This window comes from Mycolicibacterium brisbanense (assembly GCF_001570425.1).
In the GTDB taxonomy this organism is placed as follows: Bacteria; Actinomycetota; Actinomycetes; order Mycobacteriales; family Mycobacteriaceae; genus Mycobacterium; species Mycobacterium brisbanense.
Genome location: NZ_BCSX01000020.1, coordinates 64479 through 85369, shown reverse-complemented (window position 1 = coordinate 85369; position 20891 = coordinate 64479). Strand labels below are relative to the sequence as shown.

The window sequence follows — 20891 nt, the reverse complement described above, 5'->3', positions numbered from 1 at the left end:
ACGAGACAGTTGCGGTCCCGATGAACCGGGACGGGGACGTCTGTTCATTGCTTCGGGCTCCATCTACGCCGGGATGAGGGAGACCTTGACGGACTCCTTGCCGCTGGCCACCAGATCCAGGCCGCGCTGGAATTCGGTGAGGGGCAGCTGGTGGGTGCAGATCTGGTCCATCGGCAGGGTGCCAGACTCGATCATCTTGATCGCGGCGGGCCAGCAGTACGGTCCGAGGTGGGCGCCGAGCACGTCGAGCTCCTTGTCGTCGCTGATGATGCTCCAGTCGACGGTCACGTCACTGCCGAACACGCCGTACTCGACGTACCGGCCGAGCTTGCGCAGTAGGTTCAAGCCTTGGGGCACAGCGGAAGTGTGTCCGGTGCCCTCGAGGTACACATCGGCGCCGTAGCCGTCGGTGAGGCCCTTGACGATCTCTTCGGCGTTCTGCTCGGCGATGTTGATGGTGAGGTCGGCGCCGCAGCGTTCGGCGAGCTTGAGCTTCTCCGGTGCCAGATCCAGGGCGATGACGCGCATGGGGTTCTTGGATTTCGCGCCGGCGATCATGCCGAGGCCGATGGGTCCGCACCCGGCCACCACGACGGTGTCCTCGAAGGTGATCTGGGCGCGCTCGACAGCGTGCAGCGCGCACGACAGCGGTTCGGCGAACGCGGCGTGGGCCGGCGGGATATCACCGGAAACCTTGTGCACCAATGCTTCCGCGGGGTAGACCATGTAGCTGGCCATGGCGCCGGGCGTGCGGCGTTTGAAGCCGTAGAGGTCGTGTGGCTGGCACATGTGGTACTGACCGCGCTTGCAGAACCGGCACTCCCAGCACGGCACGATCTGTTCGGACACCACCCGGTCGCCCACGGCGATGCCCCAGCGCTCGGCGGCTTCGTCGTCGAGTTCGACCACGCGGCCGACGAATTCGTGGCCGGGGATGACCATGGTCTCGGCCCACGCCGGGCGGTTCTCGTCGCCCCAGAACTTGGCGGCACCGTGGTAGCACTTGAGATCGCTGGCGCAGATGCCGACCGCTTCGACGCGGATCAGCGCCTCGCCCCGACCGCGTTGTGGCACAGCCACTTCCTCGAGCCGGTAATCCTCAGGGCCATGGCAGACCACTGCCTGCATCTTCTCGGGGATCTGGGCGGAGCCTGGATTGGACACGACGGACACCTTTCGCACTGTGGTTGGTGTCACATTAACCAGGCTATGCACATATGTCCAGAACAATTGTGCAGAGAAATCTGACCGAGAACAGATGTTCAGTGTCATACTCGTCGGGTGCCCAGGTCAGCGCAGCCAACGCCGTCGAACGGCGTCGACGGCTCATCGCTCGACGCCGAATCCGGCCACTTCCCCGCCTCGCTGCTGTACGCCGCCGCGAAGATGTACTACACCGAGGAAGCCACCCAGGCCGATGTCGCGGCCCAGCTCGGGACCAGCCGGGCGACCGTCAGCCGGCTGCTCGCGGAAGCCAAGCGACGCGGGATCGTCCGCATCGAGGTGGTGCCGCCCGCCGAAGTGACCGCCGGTGACGTCGCCGACCGGGTGACGCGTGCCCTCGCGCTCAACACCGTGTTCCTGTGTCATCCGCTGGCACAGCCCGGGCCCGGCCGCACCGACGTCGACGTGATGGGCGCTGCGCTGGCGCCCGCTGTCGGCCGCGCGCTGACCGCGGCTGGGCTGCTGCCGGGCGACGTGTTGCTGGTGTCGTCGGGCCGCACCGTCTACGAGGTGGCCCAGTACGAACTCGTCGACCTGCCGGGTGTCCTGGTCGCCCCCACCGTCGGCGGCAATGACCAACCCGAGGAGTGGTACCAGACCAACGAGATCACGCGTCTGGTCGCCAACCGCGTCAAAGGCAGACCGAACTACCTGTTCGCACCGGCGTTGCCGGGCCCGGACCTCTACCCGTCGCTGCTCAACGATCCGAGTATCCAGCGCGTGCTGAACCTGTGGCCGCGCGCACGATGCGCGTTGATGGGCGTCGGCGCTCCGCCCCTGAGCCGTTCGGACATCCCCCGGTTCGTGCCGACCGGGTCCACGTCGCTGCGCACCGCGGTCGGCGATGTGTGCTCGCGGTTCTATGATCGCGACGGCGAACCGGTGGAGTTCGACGGCAGCGACCGCCTCATTGCGGTGGAACTCGAAGTGCTGCAACATGTTCCGGTCACCATTGCCGTCGCGGTAGGCAGGGACAAGGTCGACTCGATCATCGCGGGCGCGCGCGGCGGGTATTTCAACCAACTGGTGACCGACCCGGTGACGGCGTCGGCCATCCTCGACAGAACCGAACAGGCCTAGCCGTCACTCCGGATCTGACCGGATAACCGGTGCACCTGCTCCCGTGTCGCCGGATACAGCTCGCGCCAGGTCGCATACAGATCGTCGTACAGGACGCGGTTGCGCGCGTCGGGCTTGATCTCGCGGGCGATCTTCGCCCAGTCGGTGTCGGCTGGCACCAGTCCGGTCCCGATTGCCGCCAGCAGGGCGTCGCCGTAACTGGCGCCGATCCCCTGCTCCGGGATCAACTGCGGGCGGCCGGTGATGTCGCTGACCGCCTGCACCCAGATCGGGCTGCGCAGGCCGCCGCCGACCGCGACTGTGCGGGCACCGCTGTGGGCGTCGTCGAAACGCTCCAGGATCTGCCGGATCCCGAACGAAATCCCTTCGTAGGCAGCGCGGAACAGATGGCCGCGGCCGTGCCGCAGGGTCAGGCCGGCAACCACGCCGCGGGCTTGCGGATCGAACACCGGCGTACGCTCCCCCGCCAGGTACGGCAGCACCAACAACCCTTCGCTGCCAGGCGGCACATCGCGGGCCTCAGCCACCAATTCCTCGAACGACGCCCCGCCGGTGACGCCCTGCAGCCAGTTGATCAGGCTGCCCGCGGTCGAGGTGCCCGCGGCCAGTGCCAGGGTGCCGCGTTCGACGCCTGCCGTCGTCCATAGCGCCGGGTCGCTGTAGTACTCGGCGATGACCTGCACCAGGAACATCGTCGACCCGTACATCAGCATCTGATCGCCAGGGCGCCGCACCCCGACCGAGAACGCCTCGGAATACGCGTCCACCGTTCCGGCGACAACCGGTGTCCCCACCGGCACGCCCGTGGCCGCCGCAGCCTGCGCAGTGACGGTGCCCACCACCTCGCTGGGCCATACGAGCCGTGGCAGCGGCAGGTGTGCGCAGATCCGGTGCGCCCAGGGCAGATTCCACGCGTAGTCGCGAGTGGCGTAGAGCGGATCGCACTGGCTGGCCGTGTGGTGGTCCATCACGTACTCGCCAGTGAGTTTGGCGGCGATGAACGAGTTGGACCCGAACCAGCCCGTCGCACGCTCGAACACCTCGGGCTCGTGGCGACGCACCCATTCCAGCTTGGGTCCGACCGCCTGGCTCGACAGCAGCGTGCCGGCCCGCTCGAGGATCTCGGCCTCGCCGAGCTCGGCGGTCAATGCGGCGATTTCCGCGGCAGCGCGGGTGTCGATGCCGTACAGGATCGCCGGGCGCAGCGGGCGCAGATCGTCGTCGCACAACACCAGGCAGGGGCCGACACCGCTGACGCACATGCCGGCCAGCGCCGCGCCGCTCGGCATGCGGGCCATCAATGCCGTGCTGATCCCGCAAACCTCACGCCACCAGAGGTTTTCCGCATCGACCTCGGCCCACCCAGGTCGGGGCAGGTCCATGGAGTGCGCAACGGTTTCGGTGGCAATGACCGAACCGGACGTGTCGACGAGGACACCTTTGGTGCTTCCGGTCCCCATGTCGATTCCGAGCAGCACCTCCACGCCGACAACCCTACGACGAGGGCATCACCTCGGGGCAGAGCGCTCCGGGAATGGGTCGTTGGCGAAGTCGATCTGCGCCTGCGGATTGCTGACGGCCGTGACGAGGCCCGTGCCGAACGCGCCCGCGCTGTCGAACAACGTCGAGGCGCCCACTGCGACGCCGTCGGCGGCCCAGTGCGAGTCCGCCTGCACGCCGATCCAGTCGTCGAGCGGTAGCCGGGACAGTGCCACGGTGAGATCACCGTTGATGTAGCCGACGCCGGCGGTTCCCAGATTGGTGACGAGGCTGGTGCCCTCGGCCGCCATCGCCGCCCGGACGAACGGTGAGTTGGGCCGACCGTCGACGACTGTGATGGTTCGGTTGATGAACCGTTTGCGCGACGCATTTTGGTGATCGGCAATGGTCCCGCCCCACCCGACTTCGTCGCTACCCATGAGTGTCGTCTGCGTGGAATCGAGGGTGGCCGGCGTCGCGAATTCCGGTGTCGTGAACCATTCTTCGCCGCGCGGCGCCGTCGACCTCCGGTACTGCACGAGCGTGGCCTTGGCCACCGTGACACCGTCTTGCACCAGCTCGCACTCCGAATTCCGCACGCGCCGACCATCGCGGACCAACGCGACCTTGGTGGTGGTCGGCACCCCGCGGGCCGCCTTGAACAGGTCGACCGTCAGCCGGGCGGGCAGGAACTCCGGCAGCCCATACGCCGATTCGAGCGCGCGGGCGGCCAGACCGACCAGCGCCGGGCCGTTGAGGTGGTCTTCACCCCAGTGGCTCTGCGCGAATACGGTCGGCATGAACCGGTCCTGATCGGTTTGAGTGAAGTGCGTGGCACGCTCGGTCATCACCGCATCGTCGCATATGAGCTAACTATCAAGTTGTGTCCATCGATATGGACAGAATGTTCACGATATGCGGACAATTGGTCGGTGGACACGCGTCGACTGCAGCTGCTGCTGGCGCTCTCACGCCTGGGCTCGATGCGCGCGGTCGCCGAGGTACACCATCTGACCACCTCGACGGTGTCGCAGCAGATCGCCGCGCTGGCCAAGGACACCGGCGCGCAGCTCATCGAACCCGACGGTCGCAACGTGCGCTTGACTCCGGCGGGTCTGCGGCTCGCCGAGCACGCGGTCACCATCCTCGCCGCGGTCGACAGTGCACGGCTGGACCTCGACCCGGATGCCGAACCGGCCGGCACCATCCGCATCGGCGGGTTCGCGACCGCCATTCGCGTATCGCTGCTTCCGGTACTGGCCGACGTCGCCCATACCCATCCACGCGTCGAGGCGATCATCAGCGAGTACGAGCCCATCGAGGCTTTCCGCCGACTCGTGGACAACGAACTGGACATGGCGCTGACCTACGACTACAACCTGGCGCCGGCCTCCCCCGACCCGGTGCTCGAATCGTGGCCGCTGTGGTCGACCCGATGGGGACTGGTCGTGCCGGTCGACGCATCCGACTCGGTGGATCTCGTCGAGTACGCCGAGCACACGTGGATCGTCAACTCCCGCAACACCGCCGACGAGGACGCGGTACGGACCCTCGCGGCACTGTCCGGCTTCATTCCGAAGATCGCCCACCAGATCGACACGCTCGATCTCGTCGAGGATCTCGTCCTCGCCGGCTACGGCATCGGTCTCTTGCCCGTGGACCGCACCCCGCGCGACGGATTAAAGGTGTTGCCGCTCAACACCCCTGAAGTCATCATGACCACCTATGTGGTGACCCGGCGCGGACGTTCCGGCTGGCCCCCGCTGCGACTTGTGCTCGACCGGCTTCGTCCTGCCGACACGGGACCCACCGCGTTGCGCCACTGGCCCAGGATGTCCGAATAGGCCCGGGTCCGCTGCCCGGCATCTCGTCACCCGGCGGCGGTCCTGTTCCGTAGCCATTGCTGTTGGCGCCGAACGAAATCCGCGTCGACGATGGCGCCGTGGCCAGGCACGAAGAGCGCGTCCGGCCCGGCGCTGGCCAGCAGCACGTCCAAGGTCGACGGCCACGCCGTGATGTCCGACTGCTCGTCGATGGCCGGATCGCCGGACTCTTCGACGAGATCTCCGCAGAACACCACCCTGCGCCGGCCGGGCACGACGACGATGAGGTCGTGGTCGGTGTGGCCTCGTCCTGGATGGCTCACCGTCACCGTCCGGCCGCCGAGATCCACTGTCGTGTCGTGAGTCCCGTGTGACGGTGCGCGCAAGGCCTGGATCGTCTCGTCGACCTGCACCGGATCGGCACCGTAGCGGACGGCTTCGGTTCGCAGGTGCGCCCGGCAGTGGGACAGCGTCTCGATCACCGCAGGGGCGCAGTGAATCCGCGCCCCGGTGAAGTGCGCGCTGCCGAGCACATGATCGAAGTGGTTGTGGGTCAAGACGATCTGGGCGACGGGCCGGGCGGTCAGGGCGCGTACGTCGGCCTCGATCGCTCTGGCCTCCGCCAGAGTGGTTGCGGAATCGACCAGCAGCACATCGTCGTCGCCCGCCACCAGGCCGACGGTCACGTCGAGGAACGGTAGCCGGGCCCGCCACACGCCGTGCGTCAACGGCTCCCAGTCAAAGTTCACTGACCGAGCGTCAGCGGCTGAGCCGCCAGGTACTGCTCAAAGACCTGCGGGGTCGGTGGCGCCGTGTACGGCGTGATCGGACCGAGGCTCCACTCCGGCGGCGCGTCCTGCTTGCTCAATGCCCAGGCTGCCTGGCGGGCGGCGCCGAGCGCGACGTACTCGTCGGGCCGTGGCACGTGCACGGGGCGGCCCCAGATGGCCGGGGCGATCCGTCGCACCGCTTCCGAACGGGCGCCCCCGCCCACCAGGATGATGCGGTCGACGCTGACGCCGTAGCTGACGATCTTGTCGATGCAGTACGCCATCGACGCCAACAGCCCCTCCACACCGGCGCGCGCGAGGTTGGCGGAGTTGAAGTTCCGCGCCGTCATACCGTGCAGTGCGCCGCGGGCCTGCGGGAGATTCGGTGAGCGTTCGCCTTCCAGATAGGGCACCAGCGTCAAGCCGTCGGCTCCCGGTGGAGCCGAAAGGGCCAACCGGTCGAACTCGTCGTAGTCCACCCGCAGCATGGCGGCCGTGGCGGCCAGCACAGGCGCCCCGTTGAGCGTGCAGACCAGCGGCAGCTGCCGGCCGGTGGCGTCGGCGAATCCGGCGACGATGCCGCCCGGATCGTGTGGTGCGGCGTCGCCGACGGCGCTGACCACTCCCGAGGTACCGAGCGAGACGACACAATCCCCCGGCCCTGCGCCAAGGCCGAGCGCAGCGGCGGCGTTGTCACCGGCCCCGGGCGCGAGGAGGGCCCCGCCCGGCAGGGTCCCGGCGATCTCCGCCGGGCCGAGCACCGTGGGCAGCGCGGGCCGGCGCCCACGCATCGCCAGCTCCAGCAAGTCTTCGCGGTAGTCGTCGGTCTCCGCCGAGAAGTAACCGGTGCCGCTCGCGTCGCTGCGGTCGGTGCGTAGGTCGGCGATGTCGGTCGAGCCACTCAGCCGCCACGTGAGCCAGTCGTGCGGCAGGCACACCGCTGCGGTGGCATCGGCGTGGGCCGGCTCGTTGTCGACCAACCATCGCAGTTTGCTCGCGGTGATCGCGGCGACGGGCACCACGCCCACCCGGTTCGCCCATTCGGCTGGGCCGCCGAGTTCGTCGACCAGCTGGGCCCCGCTGGTGGCCGAACGGGTGTCATTCCACAACAAGGCATCTCGCACTACTGCCCCGGACCGGTCGAGGCACACCATGCCGTGCTGCTGGGCACCCACGGCCAGCGCTTCGACGTCGTCGAGACCGCCGACCGCCGCGATGGTCGTCTGCAGAGCTGCCCACCAGTGCTGAGGGTCGATCTCGGTTCCGCCGGGATGCGGGGTCGACGCTGAGCGCACCACCGCGCCGCTGTCAGCGTCGCAGACCACGATCTTGCACGATTGGGTGGATGAGTCGATGCCGGCAACAAGAGCCACGCCCGAGAAGCTACACCGATACGGCCGCTTCTGGTCAGCGCTTGGCGTCGTTGCGGGCTTCGGCACCCGACCGGTTCGCCGCAACAGGTTTGCGGTAACGCCGCCGCGGTAACACCTAGGCCATGCTGATCAGACGAATTGCCCGGCCCATGCTGGCGACCACGTTCATCGCCCGCGGCGTGGATGCGCTGCGGAGCCCGAAACCCGCCGCGGACGCCGCCCGGCCCGTGGTCGGGGCCGTCCGCAAGCTGCCGGCACCTGTCGTACCCACGTCGGTACCCGAGGCCGAGACGGTGGCCAAGCTCAATGCGGCGGTCCAGATCGGCGGCGGCCTGTTGCTGGCGACCGGCCGGATGCCGCGACTGGCCTCAGGACTGCTCGCGCTCACGGTGATTCCCGGGGGCCTCGGTAGCCACACCTTCTGGTCCGAACCCGACCCCGAGCGGCAAGCCGAACAACGCCGGGCGTTCCTCACCGACATCAGCCTCATCGGCGGCCTGATCATCGCCGCGGCGGACACCGAGGGCAAGCCGTCGCTGGCATGGCGCGGGCGCCGGGCCGCCCGTGCCGCATCGGCAACGGTCGCCGCGGCCTGGCCGCTGGGCGAATCGACGGGACAATCACTGGCCGACAGCGCGGTCGCCGAGAAGCTCGGCCACGGACTGCAGACCGGGGCCGAACGTGGGCGAGAACTTGCCGAAGCGGCCCGCGAACGTGCCGTCGAACTGGCCCAGGTGGCCCGCGAGCGCGGCCCCGATCTGGCCCAGGCAGCAGGCGAACGGGCCTCGGAATTGGCCCATGTCGCCCGTGATCGCGCGCCCGATCTGGCTCAGGCGGCCAGTGAACGAGCGTCCACCGTGGCCGACGTCGCCCGCGAACGCGGCGCGGAACTGGGCGAGATGGTCCGTGCCCAGCTCAACGAGCGCCGCGGGCGGTAGTTTGGCTATATGACGACGGGTGACTTCCAGCCGCAACCGGGACAGTACGGCCAGCCAGGATTTCCTCCGCCATACGGGGCCCAGCAGCCGGGCGGTCTGGCCGCGCGTTTCGTCGCGCGGGTCATCGACGGGATCCTGGTGGGCATCGTGTCCATCGTCCTGTCGGTGGTGACGGATTCGCTGTCGAGCTACTGGGTCACGGGATTGTTCACGGGGCTACTGAGTTTCGTCTATTTCGTGCTGTTCGAGACCACCAGCGGCTGGACCCCGGGTAAGCGCTTGCTCGGGCTGGCGGTCCACGGTCCCGGCGGTGCCCCGAAGCCCACCGCCGGGCAGTCGGCGATCCGAAACGCGTTCACGCTGTTGCCGATCATTCCGTTCATCGGCGGGTTCCTCGGCGTGGTCGCGATCATCGTGATCGCGGTGACCATCAGCAGCAGCCCGACCAAGCAGGGCAAGCACGATGAACTCGCCGGCGGCACCCAGGTCGTCAAGAGCTGAGCCCGTCACACCACCAGGCTCAGCAACAGCACGAACACCAGACCGGCCACCGACAACACGGTCTCCATCAACGACCAGGTCTTGATGGTCTGGCTGACGGTGAGCCGGAAGTACTGGTTCACCAACCAGAATCCGGCGTCGTTGACGTGTGAGAAGAACAGTGAGCCCGCACCGACCGCGAGAACCACGAGCGATGTCTGGCCTGTGCTCATCCCTTCGACCAGGCCGAGCACCAATGCCGAAGCGGTGATGGTGGCGACCGTCGCCGAACCGGTGGCCAACCGGATGAGCACCGCCAGCACCCAGGCCAACAGGATCACCGAGATGTTGACGTTCTCGGCCCAGCGGGCCAACATCGTGCCGATCCCACTGTCGACCAGAACCTGTTTGAACCCGCCGCCGGCAGCGACGATCAAGATGATGCCCGCGACCGGCGGCAAGCCGGACTCGACGCATTTGGTGATGGCCGCACGCGACATTCCGGCACCGCGGCCCAGCGTGATCATGCCGACGACGACCGCGATGAGCAACGCGACCAGCGGCGTGCCGAGCACGTCGAATGTGACCCGCAGCCACTGCTTCTTGTTGTCGATGAAGATGTCGCACAAGGCTTTTCCCATCATCAACACGACGGGCAGCAGAACGCTGAACATGGTGATGCCGAACGAGGGACGCTGCGCGTCGTCAGCATCGTTGCGGTCGCCTCCGAAGGTGTCGGGGGCATCGACGACGACCCAGCGGCCGGCCAGCTTTCCGAACAATGGTCCGGCGACCACCACGGTCGGCACCGCGACCAGCACCCCGAGAGCCAGCGTCACGCCGAGGTCGGCGTGCAGCAGGTCGATCGCGGTGAGAGGACCCGGGTGCGGCGGCACGAAACCGTGCATGGCCGACAGACCCGCCAGTGCCGGGATGCCGACAGTGATGAGCGACAGGTGCGAACGCCGCGCCACCAGGTAGATCACCGGCATGAGGAGCACCAGGCCGATCTCGAAGAACATCGGCAGCCCGATGATGGCGCCCACCAAGGCCATCGCCCACGGCAACATCCTGGGTGAGGCGTGCCCGACGATGGTGTCGACGATCTCATCCGCGCCGCCGGAATCGGCGAGCAATTTCGCGAACATCGCACCGAGGGCGATCAGGATGCCCACACCGGCTGCGGTGGAACCGAATCCGTCGCTGAACGAGGTGATGACCGTGGGCACGCTCTGCTTGACGGTGTCGCCGGTGAACACGCTGAGGATCAGAGGTACGACACCCACGGTCAAGGCGCCGAAGATCAGCGCGAGGAACGGGTGCAGTTTGACCCAAGAGATCAGCACCACGATCACGGCGATGCCGGCCAGGAACGCCACGATCAGTTCCCAGCCCGGCGCGACCGGCTCCGGCAATTTCGCGCCCTCGGCGAGGACGTTCAGCGCGGGGTTCACTTCTCGCCCCGCACCGGGGAGGTGGCAGCGACGTAGGTGTCGATGATCGCGTCGATGTTCTGGTCCACGTCGATGGTGATGCCGGCCTCGTCGGAATCCAGTGGCTCCAGCGTCTCGAACTGCGAGTTGAGCAGTGCGGCAGGCATGAAGTGCCCGGGGCGGCTGGCCTGCCTGCGGCCGATCACCTCGGGCGTGCCGGTGAGGTGCAGGAACTGTACGTCCGCGCAGTGCCGCCGTAATTGGTCGCGGTACTTGCGCTTGAGTGCCGAGCAGCTCATCACGCCACCGTCATGGTGGTCTTCCAACCACTGGCCGATGGTCTCCAGCCACGGATAACGGTCGTCGTCGTCGAGCGGGTGCCCGGCCGCCATCTTGGCGATGTTGGCCGGCGGGTGGAAATCGTCCGCGTCGCCGAACGGCACGCGTAGCCGTTGCGCCAATGCCGCGCCGACCGTCGATTTTCCCGAACCCGAAACGCCCATGATGACGATTGGTGATCCCATGCACTCCACCTCACGGTTGTGGTTACCGTCACAAAGCGTGCCTTAAAAGTCATACTTTTGCAAGTGTTCCTGAAAGTAATCTGTTTTTACTCCGGTTCCATGCATCTATGACACGATGTATCCGTGTCCTCGCCATCAAACGTCGGAGCGTTGCATGGCAATCTGCTGACCGCGCTCGGTACCGGAATCGTCTCCGGGAAACTCGCCGCGGGGCAGGTCCTGACACTGGAAGGCGTCAGTGCCGAACACGGGGTGTCGCGCAGCGTCGCACGCGAGGCCATGCGGGTGCTGGAGTCGATGGGCATGATCGCGTCACGACGCCGCGTCGGGATCACCATCCAACCGTCGGCCAATTGGAATGTCTTCGACCCCAGGCTGATTCGCTGGCGGCTGGACGCCGGCGACCGGGCCGCCCAACTGGTTTCCCTGTCCGAACTGCGCCGCGGATTCGAGCCGGCCGCCGCCGCGCTGGCAGCCCGCCGGGCCAATCCCGATCACTGCCGCATCCTGGCCGCGGCGGTATCCGACATGGTGGTGCATGGCCGCTCCGGTGATCTCGACGCGTACCTGTTGGCGGACAAGGTGTTTCACCGGACTCTGCTGGAAGCCAGCGGCAACGAGATGTTCAGGGCGCTCAACGACGTGGTCGCCGAGGTGCTGACCGGCCGCACGCACCACGGGCTGATGCCGGTACAGCCCAACCCTGCCGCGATCGAACTGCACGACGAGGTTGCCCGCGCGATCCGGCTCCGCGACGCGGACGGTGCGGAACGCGCGATGCGGGCCATCATCGACGAGGCGGTCACCGCGGTTGATCATGACGACGAGCCCGGTGATTAACTGACGGCATGGGTCGTTCACCGTCGCTGGCACGCCGCTTCTACGAACGTTTCGAGCCGATCCACGGGATCACCTACTTCGCGCCGGAATGCCGATCCGCCCTCGACGGGCTTGGCTACCGCGGGTTCTGGATGGGATACATGGCCGCACGTTCGGCACCGTTGGGCCAGGTACCCGCCGACGTGGTGGAAGCGGTGTTCTACAACTTCACCGCAGCCCGGGTCGCCAAGGCGCTGCCCGCAGCGTGGGACATCGCCGGTCCGGCAGCGGCTTTGGCTGCCCGCCTCGACTCCGCCGTGGCCGCGTTGCGCCGCTCGGGCGTCGTCGACGATGACGCGACCCGCACCGCCGCTGATCTCGCGGCGAAGGCCGCCCGCGCCGCGCCGTTGGACGGCAGACCGCTCTACGCGGCCAACCGGGCACTGGACTGGCCCGACGACCCCATCGCGCAGTTGTGGCAGGCCGCCACCCTGCTGCGCGAACAGCGCGGCGACGCCCACGTCGCGATCCTGGTCGGTGAGGGCATCACCGGGCGGCAGGCCAATGTCCTGCACGCCGCGTCGGGGCGCACGCCGCGCGAGGTGCTCATGCGTACGCGCGACTACGACGACGAACAGTGGGAGCACTACAGCGACGAACTACGGGCACGCGGCTTGCTCGACGGGGCAGGCGAACTCACCGAAGCGGGTCTGCGGCTCAAGCAGACGATCGAGGACCGCACCGACGCCGCGGCCCTCAGCGCGCTCGACGGCCTCACCGACGCGGAGGTCGAGACCCTGTTCCAGGCACTGACCCCGATCACCCGCCAGGTGGTGGCTGCAGGCGATTTGCCGGCGGCGACACCGATGGGGCTGCGTCGCGGCGACCTCGCCGACGGCAGCGCACATCTGGACTGACGCTCAGCGGGGGCCGTACATGATCAGGCCGACACCACCGAGGCATATCAGTGCGCCGATGACGTCCCAGCGGTCCGGGCGGAAACCGTCGGCAACGACGCCCCAGACCAACGAGCCGGCGATGAACACGCCGCCGTAAGCGGCCAGAACCCGGCCGAAGTGGGAGTCGGGCTGGAACGCCGCCACGAATCCGTAGGCGCCCAACGACACCGCACCCGCGCCGATCCACAGCCAGCCCCGATGCTCGCGTAGGCCTTGCCACACCAACCAGGCACCGCCGATCTCGAGCAATGCGGCGAGCACGAACAGGGCCGCTGACTTCAGCACCATCAGGCGACGCCGAGGTACGCCGCCCGAACAGCGTCGTCCGCCAACAGTTCTCGGGCAGGGCCGGTGCGGGTGACGTTGCCGGTTTCGAGAATGTAGGCCCGGTCGGATCGGCTGAGTGCCTGCTGGGCGTTCTGTTCCACCAGCAAGACCGTGGTGCCCTGGTTGTTGATCTCGGAAATGATGCGGAAGATCTGTGAGATCACCATGGGCGCCAAACCCATCGACGGCTCATCGAGCAACAGCACACGGGGCCGGGCCATCAGCGCGCGACCGATCGCCAGCATCTGCTGCTCCCCTCCCGACAATGTGCCGCCCACCTGGCTGCGTCGCTCAGCCAGCCTCGGGAAGGTCTCCAGCACCCAGTCCAGCCGCTCGTCGTGCTCGGCCTTGGAAGCAAATTTTCTTCCGTAGCAACCCATTTCGAGGTTCTCCAGGACCGACATCCCCGGGAACACCCCACGGCCCTCCGGTGCCTGGATCAGCCCGGCAGCGACGCGCTGGTGCGCTTTGACTCGAGAGATGTCCTTGCCTTCGAACCACACAGAACCCGAGGTGAGAGCTCGCAGACCCGAGATCGCGCGCATCATCGTCGTCTTGCCTGCGCCGTTGGAACCCAGCAGCGTCACCAGCTCACCCTCGTGGACCACCAGCGAAACCCCGTGCAGCGCCTGGATCCTGCCGTAGTGCACGACGGCGTGGCGCACCTCGAGCAGGACCGGGCGGTCGCCGCTGTCAGCCGAGTTCGTCATCAGGCACCCCCAGGTATGCGGCGATCACCTTGGGATCCTCGCGGATTTCCGCGGGGAGGCCGTCGGCGATCTTGCGGCCGAATTCCAGCACCACGATGCGGTCGGTGACTCCCATCACCAGGCGCATGTCGTGTTCGATCAGCAGCACGGTGTATCCATCGTCACGGATCTTGCGGATCAACTCGATGAGAGCGGCTTTCTCGCTCGGGTTGAACCCCGCAGCCGGTTCGTCGAGGCACAGCAGCTTCGGCTCCGTGGCGAGTGCGCGCGCGATTTCGAGCCGACGCTGATCGCCATAGGGCAGGTTCTTGGCCTTCTCCTCACCGCGATGGGCGATCCCCACGAAATGCAGTAGCGCGGCGGCACGTTCGATGGCCGAGCGCTCTTCGCGGCGGTGCCGCGGCGTCCGGATCAAGGCACCGGGCACCGAGGTGCGGTGCCGCGCGTCGGTGCCGACCACCACGTTCTCCAGTGCCGTCATCTCGCCGAACAGTCGGATGTTCTGGAAGGTGCGGGCGATCCCCCGTCGCGTGATCTGATGCCGTTTGATGCGGCCCAACGGGGCGCCGTCGAACAGCACCGAACCCGAACTCGGTCGGTACACACCGGTGATGGCGTTGAAGCAGGTGGTCTTGCCTGCGCCGTTGGGTCCGATCAGACCGAGGATCTCACCGCGCCGGATGTCGAAGGTGACGTTGTCCAGCGCCACCAGGCCACCGAACTTGACCGTCAGGTCCTTTGTCTGCAACAGCACTTCGCCTTCGGCGGCATTGATCTCCCGGTGGACCCCGGACAGTTCCTCGATGATCTCCGTCGTCCCGGACACGTCCTCGGTCATGGCGCCGACCTTTCCACCGGGCCGGTACGCAACAATCGCCGCGCCGCGCTGCCGTAGGTGAGCAGGAACTGACGGGCCGGGAACAGGCCCTGCGGCCGGAAGATCATCAAGATGACCAGGGCCAGCCCGAAGAACAGGTATTTCAGATCGCCCAGGTTGACCCCGAACAACTCGACACCCAAAAGCCGGTTGGGCAGATACACGATGATGAACGCGCCGAAGATCACGCCGAGTTTGTTGCCCTGGCCACCGAGCACGACCGCGCACAAGAACAGCATCGAGTTGATGATGTTGAAGGTCGGTGGCGCGACGAACTGCACCTGGCCCGCATACAGCGCCCCGGAGAGTCCACCGATCGCCGCTCCGATGATGAACGCCCACAGCTTGAAGCGGAACGTGTTGACGCCCATCACCTCCGCGGCGTCCTCATCCTCGCGGATCGCCACCCAGGCGCGGCCGACCCGGCTGCGTTCGAGGTTGCCCACGATCAGCAGGATCACCACGATCAACAGCAGGCTCAGCCAGAACCACCACGTGCCGTAGTTGTCCTTGCCGATCGAGTTGCCATGGGAGAAGACACCGTTGGGCGGTTGCTGCGCCTCGCGGAACCGCGGGTAGGCGAGCTCGTTGAGACCACGCGGCCCGTTGGTCACCCCGGCCAGGTTGTCGGCGAGCAACCGGATGATCTCGCCGAATCCGAGCGTGACGATGGCGAGATAGTCTCCGCGCAACCGCAATGTCGGGATGCCCAGCACCAGGCCGGCCATGGCGGTGACGGCCATGGCCAATGGCACGCAGGCCAGCCAGGCCCAGTGGGTGCCGAGGAATCCATTGGGCCCAACCTGATTCCACGGGCTGGCAGGACTCGTCATCAAGGCCACCGTGTATGCGCCGACCGCGTAGAACCCGACGTACCCGAGGTCGAGCAAACCGGCTTGGCCGACAACGACATTGAGGCCGATCGCGATGATGGCGACCATCGCGAACTGGGCCATGGTGCCGCCGAAGCTCACTCCCGGCGTGTCGAGGATATGGGGTGGACTCAGCGGCAGCAGGGCCAGCAGGGCAAAGACAGGTATGCCGAAGATCCACTTCATCGGGCGCGGCAGCGCCGACCAACCGTCACGGATGACGTCGCCCGGTGCCAGCAGGGTCCGCCTGATCGAGCGGCGTTCGGGTTGCTGGGTTGTGGTCATGCCCGTGCCTTTCCGAGGCTCTCCCCCAGGATGCCGGTGGGCCGGAACAACAACACCAGAACCAGCAGAACGAACGCGACGACGTCACGCCACTGCGTGCCCAGCACCGCCTGCCCGTAGTTCTCGATGATGCCCAGCAGCAGGCCGCCCAGCAGCGCACCGCGCAGATTGCCGATGCCGCCGAGCACGGCCGCCGAGAACGCCTTGATGCCGAGGACGAACCCGCCCCAGTAGACGATGCCCTGCGGCACTTTCAGGGTGTAGAGCAAGGCCGCGGCACCCGCCAGCAGACCACCGATGAGAAACGTCGTCATGATGATCCGTTCGCGTGACACACCCATTAGCGTCGCGGTGGTGGGATCCTGGGCCACCGCCCGGATGCCGCGGCCGAACTTCGTCCGGTTGATGGCGATGTCGGTGAGCACCGCCAGGATCACCGCGGCGACGATGACGACGACCGTGACGTTCGAAACGCTCGAGTTGAACACGTGGAACTGAGTCTTGGGTTGTACCAGGATGATCGGCGGCTGGGCGTTGCTGCCCCCGTAGCCTTTCAGGAATTGCGGCAGCACGAAGTGCACCACTTCCTGCAGCACGAACGACATGCCGATCGCGGTGATGAGGAAGGTCAGGGGCCGCGCATTGCGTTTCCGCAACGGCCGATAGGCGATCAACTCCAGGCCCACGGCCGCTGAGCCTGACACCAGCATCGCGAAGACCATGGCGATGGCCAGGTACATCAGCGTCAACCCGACGCCCACGTTGTACGCGTTGCCGTTGGCGCTGAAACCGAGGATCACGTCCAGACAGAAGTAGGCACCGAACATGCCGAGCATGAAGATCTCGGAGTGCGCGAAGTTGATCAGCCGCAGCACACCGAAAACCAGGGTGTACCCCACTGCCACCAACGCATAGATGGCACCCCACGCGAGGCCGTCGATCGTGAGCTGCCAGAACCCGTGCAGCAGGTTCTCGACGTTGAAGTTGATGTCGGCGGCGGTGCACACGTAGCCACTGACGCAATCCGGGGTCATCCGGGTGCGGCTCCTCTTCGCTTGGCGTTACCAACGAAGAACGCGTCCGGAACTGGTTGTCCCGGACGCGTTTCCGTCGTCAGATCGTCACTGAACCTTGTACACCCAGATGAGGGTGTTGGTGAGCTCACCGGTGTCGGTCCACTGGTACTGGCGGGCCACGCCGGGTGCGTTGTAGGTCTTGACGAACTGCAGCAGGCCTGGCCGATCCTTGATGCCGGAGTCGATGCCCTTGAGCAGGATGGTGGCCAGGTCATAGCCCTCGGTGCTGTACGTGCCCGGCTCCTGGTTGAACTTGGCCGTGTACTCCTTGGCGAAGGCCGCAGGTGCGGGGCTGCACGGGCAGCTCAGGATGGCGTCCTTGGACGCCCCGCCGGCCTGCTTGACGAACTCCGGGTCCTTGGTGCCGTCGGCGCTGACGAAGGTCGCGGTGACGCCGGCGTCGCGCAGCTGCTGGACGAACGGTGCCGCCTGCGAGTAGTAGCCGCTGTAGAAGATGGAATCCGGTGCCACGCCCTTGATCTGGGTCACCGCGGCCGAGAGGTCCTTGTCCTCTTTCTTCACCGAGATGTTGCAGCCCGAGTCGGCCACCGGCCCAAGGGTTTCGCGCACCACGGTGGCCAGGCCGATGCCGTAGGCCGACTGGTCGTCGACGACGCAGACCTTCTTGTTGCCCAGGGTGTTCTTCAGATAGTTGGCGATTGCGGTGCCCTGGCTACCGTCGTTGCCGAGGCCGCGGAAGAACGTGCGCCATCCGTTCTTGCTGAGATCGACGCGGGTCGCCGATGCGGTGGTGGCAACCAGACCGGCCTGGTTGAACAGGCCGCCGGTGGCATCGGTCTCACCGGAGAACGCGGGGCCGATCAGCCCGATGATGTCCTGGGTGTCCACGATGCGCGGTGCGACGCCGTTGGCCTTGTTGGGATCGCCCTCGGTGTCGAACTTCTCGAGCGTCACCTGGCAACCCGGGTTCGCCGCGTTGTGCTTGTCGACGGCCAACTGCGCACCGTCGAGGATGTTGATGCCCAGTGCGGCATCAGGGCCCGTCAACGCGCCCATCATCGCGAGTTTCAGCGGCGGGCAGGTGGCCTTGCCGTCACCGGCGGGATCCGCTGCCGCCGCCGTGTCTGGTGGCTTGATCTGGGCGCCGTTTTCGTCGATCGGGAACTGCTCGACGATCTTCAGACTGGTCTGCGCTGCCTGCTGCTCGGGCGCCGACTGCTTCTGGCAGCCCGCCATGCCGAGCACCATCAGCCCCGCACTACCGAGAACCAACGCTTTTCGTGCAATGCCACCGCGCACGTTCACCTCCGGGTCAGTGTTGTCAGCGGCGCCGACGACCATGCCGACCAGGCAGGCGCCGATGCTTCGGGGTAGAACATAGCCAAAGCATCGCCGTGGTGCGGGATGTTGAGTGATGCCGGTCGCGTCGACTCTGGCGGAATACGACTGTCCGCAACATCAGAAACCCACAATTAACACCGCTACCCTTCGTCGGCGGCAGCCTCCGTGGGTTCGTCGAGCGATTCCAGCACCACCTCTGCGACCCGCTTCATGGTGGTCCGACGGTCCATCGCCGCGCGCTGGATCCACTTGAACGCCTCGGGCTCGGTCATCTGGTGCTTGCTCTGCAGCAGGCCTTTCGCGCGCTCGACCAGCTTGCGCGTCTCCAACCGGTCCGACAGGTTCGCAACTTCGCTTTCCAGCGCCGTGATCTCACCGAAGCGGCTGACCGCCACCTCGATGGCCGGGATGAGGTCGGTGACGTTGAACGGCTTCACCAGGTACGCCATGGCTCCCGCATCGCGGGCCCGCTCGACCAACTCGCGCTGACTGAACGCGGTGAGCACCACGATCGGGGCGATGCGCTTACTGGCGATCTCCGCTGCCGCGTCAATCCCGTCTCGGCGCGGCATCTTGACGTCCATGATCACCAGGTCCGGCCGCAGCTTCTCGGCCAGATCCACCGCCTCCTGGCCGTCGCCGGCCTCCCCGACCACGTCATAGCCCTCCTCTCGCAGCATCTCTGCGAGGTCGAGGCGGATGAGCGCCTCGTCCTCGGCGATGAGAACGCGGTGGGGCTTGGCGGCGTGAGTCGGTGACCCGGTCATGGAGATATTGTGTCGTGGCAGCCGCCGATGAGCGACCGCGGGGCCATCCTCTATGGTGGTAGGCCGCAGTACCGAACGGAGCGACGCCCTCGTATCCCAACTGGCAGAGGAAACGGATTCAAAACCCGTCCAGTGTGAGTTCGAATCTCACCGAGGGCACAAGAAATGCCAGGTCAATCGACCTGGCATTTGTCGTATGGAGCCGTCAGGTCACATGCCGGGGCGCCATGGGCCGTTGCCGTGCCAGTGCCACTGGTCGCGCGGCTCGCCGTCGTAGTACCAGTCGTCGTGGCATCGGCCGAAGTCCCAGTTGAAGCCCCACTCGGGATGCCAGAACTCACCGGGGCACCAGTGGTAGTCGGGCGGGGGTGCCATCGGCTCGGCTTGTGCCACGGCCGCGCCGAGTCCGGCGAGACCGATCGCGGTGGCAAACATTGCCGTGGTTGCCGCAATTCGTGTTTTGGTCATCATGTGACGAGCCAAGCACCCCACCCCTGCGCACCACTGTCAAAACACTTCGAGTCCGCTGGCGTTGTTCGCTCATAGCCGACTCATAGCCTGAGAAGGTATGGCGCACAGCCATTTCCAAGGTGCTCGGGTGGAGGTGAAACCCTCCCCGTGGTTACGGCAGGAAGCGGGCGATCTGCGGCGACGGCAGGGTGCGCGCGGCGCGGGCCTGACGGAAGCCGACCGCGCCGCCCGCGGCGGTGAGCAACACCATCCCGGCAAGGCCCGGCAGGACGGCGAACACGAGATCTGTCGTGGTCGACACGCGCAGGTAGTCGGCGTAGCCGACACGGAACGTCTCGGGGATCGCGTTGATCGGCGACGTGACGTGCTGCGGCGGCTGGGCGGTGGGCGCGGTTACCTGAGGCGCGCTCGGTACGGCCGGCGGCGCCGCGTGGGCCCCACCGCCGCCGGACGGGGCGGCCGGTGCGACCTCCGGCAGGGGCGGCAGCGGAAGCACGATCATGTCCGGTGGCGCCACCGGCGGAACCGGTGCAGCGACGACGGGGGCCGACGGCGCGGCGATCGAGGGGGGCGCCGCCTCCGGAGCGGCGTGGCGGGGTGCCGATGGCGCCTCCGCCGGTTGGGCGTGAATGACGATTTGCCGACTACTCGGGGCGGTCGGCACCGGCGCCAGGTTCGGAGCCCGGCCGATCCGCCCGCTGGTGGCTGCGCCGCCGCCTCCTCCGCCGCCGGTCGACGGGATGCTCACCTGGACCTGCGGGACGCTTACCGACGCTTCCGCAACGCCCACCCCTGCGCTCAGCGTCGAGGGGGCGCTCCCTGCGCTCAGGGTCGAGGGGGTGTTCGCTGACTGCGCCGCCCGGTTCGTGGTGCCCTCGGTGTTCCCGGCCGACTTCTGATCGGAGGATTCACCACCCAGACCGGTCTTCCGTTTATCTGCTTGACCAGGCTTGTTATCTGCCTGACCAGGTTTGACGGTCTTCTGGCTACCGGGTCGACCGGTCTTGGCGGAGCTGTCGTTCTGCTTACCGTTGGCGCCAGCGCGGTGATTGGAGCTTTTCTTGTTGTCCTTGTGGTGGCCGAAGATGCCGAGGACATCGACGCCGACGCCGAGCAGGTCAGCCGATGCGACCGCGGTGCCCGAGACGCCGGGCCCGGCGACCATGGCGCCGCAGGCGATGGCCGCACTGATCGCTGTATTCCGTACCCACACCCGGTCCACGTTCACACTCCCCCAAGAGCTTCCCGACGCCGACGTCGTACTCGCTGGATAATTCTCCATTCTGACATACGAACGCGGTG

22 protein-coding genes and 1 tRNA gene are annotated in these 20891 nt (G+C 67.0%); 7 read left to right on the top strand and 16 right to left on the bottom strand.

All coding sequences use genetic code 11. The features are described from left to right. Window positions 1-63: 63 nt before the first annotated feature. Entirely contained in the window at window positions 64-1128 is a 1065-nt protein-coding gene (gene eltD, locus RMCB_RS09770; RefSeq protein WP_062828654.1) for an erythritol/L-threitol dehyrogenase, read from the bottom strand. Window positions 1129-1281: 153 nt separating this feature from the next. Between eltD and RMCB_RS09765 the strand changes: the two genes are divergently transcribed. Continuing rightward, window positions 1282-2304 carry a sugar-binding transcriptional regulator gene (locus RMCB_RS09765; protein WP_029366899.1) on the top strand — a complete coding sequence of 341 codons (1023 nt, stop codon included), beginning with the start codon at window positions 1282-1284 and terminating at the stop codon, window positions 2302-2304. On the opposite strand, the gene RMCB_RS09760 is transcribed toward RMCB_RS09765, so the two are convergent. Continuing rightward, window positions 2301-3788 (bottom strand): FGGY-family carbohydrate kinase, encoded by a 1488-nt coding sequence (locus RMCB_RS09760; RefSeq protein WP_062828626.1) that lies wholly within the window; start codon window positions 3786-3788, stop codon window positions 2301-2303. The two genes, RMCB_RS09765 and RMCB_RS09760, sit on opposite strands and share 4 nt — an antisense overlap. Window positions 3789-3812: 24 nt before the next feature. After that, complete coding sequence (locus RMCB_RS09755; RefSeq protein ID WP_062828625.1) at window positions 3813-4631, bottom strand: acyl-CoA thioesterase domain-containing protein; 819 nt, start codon at window positions 4629-4631, stop codon at window positions 3813-3815. Window positions 4632-4715: 84 nt separating this feature from the next. On the opposite strand from RMCB_RS09755, the gene RMCB_RS09750 reads away from it, so the two are divergent. After that, complete coding sequence (locus RMCB_RS09750; protein WP_062828624.1) at window positions 4716-5627, top strand: LysR family transcriptional regulator; 912 nt, start codon at window positions 4716-4718, stop codon at window positions 5625-5627. Between the two features lie 26 nt (window positions 5628-5653). Here RMCB_RS09750 and RMCB_RS09745 read toward each other — a convergent pair whose 3' ends face one another. After that, window positions 5654-6355 (bottom strand): MBL fold metallo-hydrolase, encoded by a 702-nt coding sequence (locus tag RMCB_RS09745; RefSeq protein WP_062828623.1) that lies wholly within the window; start codon window positions 6353-6355, stop codon window positions 5654-5656. Next, window positions 6352-7749: a xylulokinase gene (gene xylB / locus RMCB_RS09740; RefSeq protein ID WP_062828622.1), complete on the bottom strand. Its 1398-nt coding sequence runs from the start codon at window positions 7747-7749 to the stop codon at window positions 6352-6354. Before xylB ends, RMCB_RS09745 begins: the two co-directional genes overlap by 4 nt. Window positions 7750-7898: 149 nt before the next feature. Between xylB and RMCB_RS09735 the strand changes: the two genes are divergently transcribed. Beyond that, window positions 7899-8687 (top strand): DoxX family protein, encoded by a 789-nt coding sequence (locus tag RMCB_RS09735; RefSeq protein WP_029366905.1) that lies wholly within the window; start codon window positions 7899-7901, stop codon window positions 8685-8687. A 9-nt stretch (window positions 8688-8696) separates the two neighbouring features. Next, window positions 8697-9188, top strand: coding sequence for an RDD family protein (locus RMCB_RS09730; protein ID WP_062828621.1), 492 nt, complete (start codon window positions 8697-8699; stop codon window positions 9186-9188). Between the two features lie 5 nt (window positions 9189-9193). Here RMCB_RS09730 and RMCB_RS09725 read toward each other — a convergent pair whose 3' ends face one another. Next, window positions 9194-10621 (bottom strand): GntP family permease, encoded by a 1428-nt coding sequence (locus RMCB_RS09725; protein WP_062828620.1) that lies wholly within the window; start codon window positions 10619-10621, stop codon window positions 9194-9196. After that, complete coding sequence (locus RMCB_RS09720; protein ID WP_029366908.1) at window positions 10618-11124, bottom strand: gluconokinase; 507 nt, start codon at window positions 11122-11124, stop codon at window positions 10618-10620. Before RMCB_RS09720 ends, RMCB_RS09725 begins: the two co-directional genes overlap by 4 nt. Before the next feature lie 123 nt (window positions 11125-11247). Here RMCB_RS09720 and RMCB_RS09715 point away from each other — a divergent pair, with 123 nt between their 5' ends. Together RMCB_RS09715 and RMCB_RS09710 are read left to right on the top strand one after the other, a co-directional pair. Further along, window positions 11248-11964, top strand: coding sequence for a FadR/GntR family transcriptional regulator (locus RMCB_RS09715; RefSeq protein WP_062828619.1), 717 nt, complete (start codon window positions 11248-11250; stop codon window positions 11962-11964). 8 nt (window positions 11965-11972) lie between these two features. Next, window positions 11973-12860 carry an SCO6745 family protein gene (locus tag RMCB_RS09710; RefSeq protein ID WP_062828618.1) on the top strand — a complete coding sequence of 296 codons (888 nt, stop codon included), beginning with the start codon at window positions 11973-11975 and terminating at the stop codon, window positions 12858-12860. A 3-nt stretch (window positions 12861-12863) separates the two neighbouring features. On the opposite strand, the gene RMCB_RS09705 is transcribed toward RMCB_RS09710, so the two are convergent. The 7 genes from RMCB_RS09705 to RMCB_RS09675 form a co-directional block, all read right to left on the bottom strand. Then, window positions 12864-13190, bottom strand: a complete 327-nt coding sequence (locus RMCB_RS09705) for a YnfA family protein (protein WP_029366911.1) — start codon at window positions 13188-13190, stop codon at window positions 12864-12866. Then, window positions 13190-13939 (bottom strand): ABC transporter ATP-binding protein, encoded by a 750-nt coding sequence (locus RMCB_RS09700; RefSeq protein ID WP_062828617.1) that lies wholly within the window; start codon window positions 13937-13939, stop codon window positions 13190-13192. The genes RMCB_RS09705 and RMCB_RS09700 overlap by 1 nt, the downstream gene beginning before the upstream one ends. Beyond that, window positions 13923-14777: an ABC transporter ATP-binding protein gene (locus tag RMCB_RS09695; protein WP_062828616.1), complete on the bottom strand. Its 855-nt coding sequence runs from the start codon at window positions 14775-14777 to the stop codon at window positions 13923-13925. Before RMCB_RS09695 ends, RMCB_RS09700 begins: the two co-directional genes overlap by 17 nt. After that, window positions 14774-15973 (bottom strand): branched-chain amino acid ABC transporter permease, encoded by a 1200-nt coding sequence (locus RMCB_RS09690; RefSeq protein WP_062828615.1) that lies wholly within the window; start codon window positions 15971-15973, stop codon window positions 14774-14776. The genes RMCB_RS09695 and RMCB_RS09690 overlap by 4 nt, the downstream gene beginning before the upstream one ends. After that, a complete protein-coding gene (locus RMCB_RS09685; protein ID WP_062828614.1) occupies window positions 15970-17007 on the bottom strand; it encodes a branched-chain amino acid ABC transporter permease in 1038 nt (345 codons plus the stop codon). The genes RMCB_RS09690 and RMCB_RS09685 overlap by 4 nt, the downstream gene beginning before the upstream one ends. 87 nt (window positions 17008-17094) lie before the next feature. Further along, entirely contained in the window at window positions 17095-18309 is a 1215-nt protein-coding gene (locus RMCB_RS09680; RefSeq protein ID WP_062828653.1) for a branched-chain amino acid ABC transporter substrate-binding protein, read from the bottom strand. A gap of 182 nt (window positions 18310-18491) precedes the next feature. Beyond that, window positions 18492-19118 (bottom strand): two-component system response regulator PdtaR, encoded by a 627-nt coding sequence (locus RMCB_RS09675; RefSeq protein WP_029366917.1) that lies wholly within the window; start codon window positions 19116-19118, stop codon window positions 18492-18494. An 85-nt stretch (window positions 19119-19203) separates the two neighbouring features. Here RMCB_RS09675 and RMCB_RS09670 point away from each other — a divergent pair. Then, window positions 19204-19277, top strand: a tRNA-Leu gene (locus tag RMCB_RS09670). A gap of 51 nt (window positions 19278-19328) precedes the next feature. Here RMCB_RS09670 and RMCB_RS09665 read toward each other — a convergent pair. Together RMCB_RS09665 and RMCB_RS36810 are read right to left on the bottom strand one after the other, a co-directional pair. After that, the gene (locus tag RMCB_RS09665; protein ID WP_062828613.1) at window positions 19329-19589 is read right to left on the bottom strand and encodes an Mtp family mycobacterial-type pilin; all 261 of its coding nucleotides are present in this window, start codon (window positions 19587-19589) and stop codon (window positions 19329-19331) included. Window positions 19590-19740: 151 nt separating this feature from the next. Further along, complete coding sequence (locus tag RMCB_RS36810; RefSeq protein ID WP_264028892.1) at window positions 19741-20811, bottom strand: hypothetical protein; 1071 nt, start codon at window positions 20809-20811, stop codon at window positions 19741-19743. Window positions 20812-20891 lie beyond the last annotated feature (80 nt).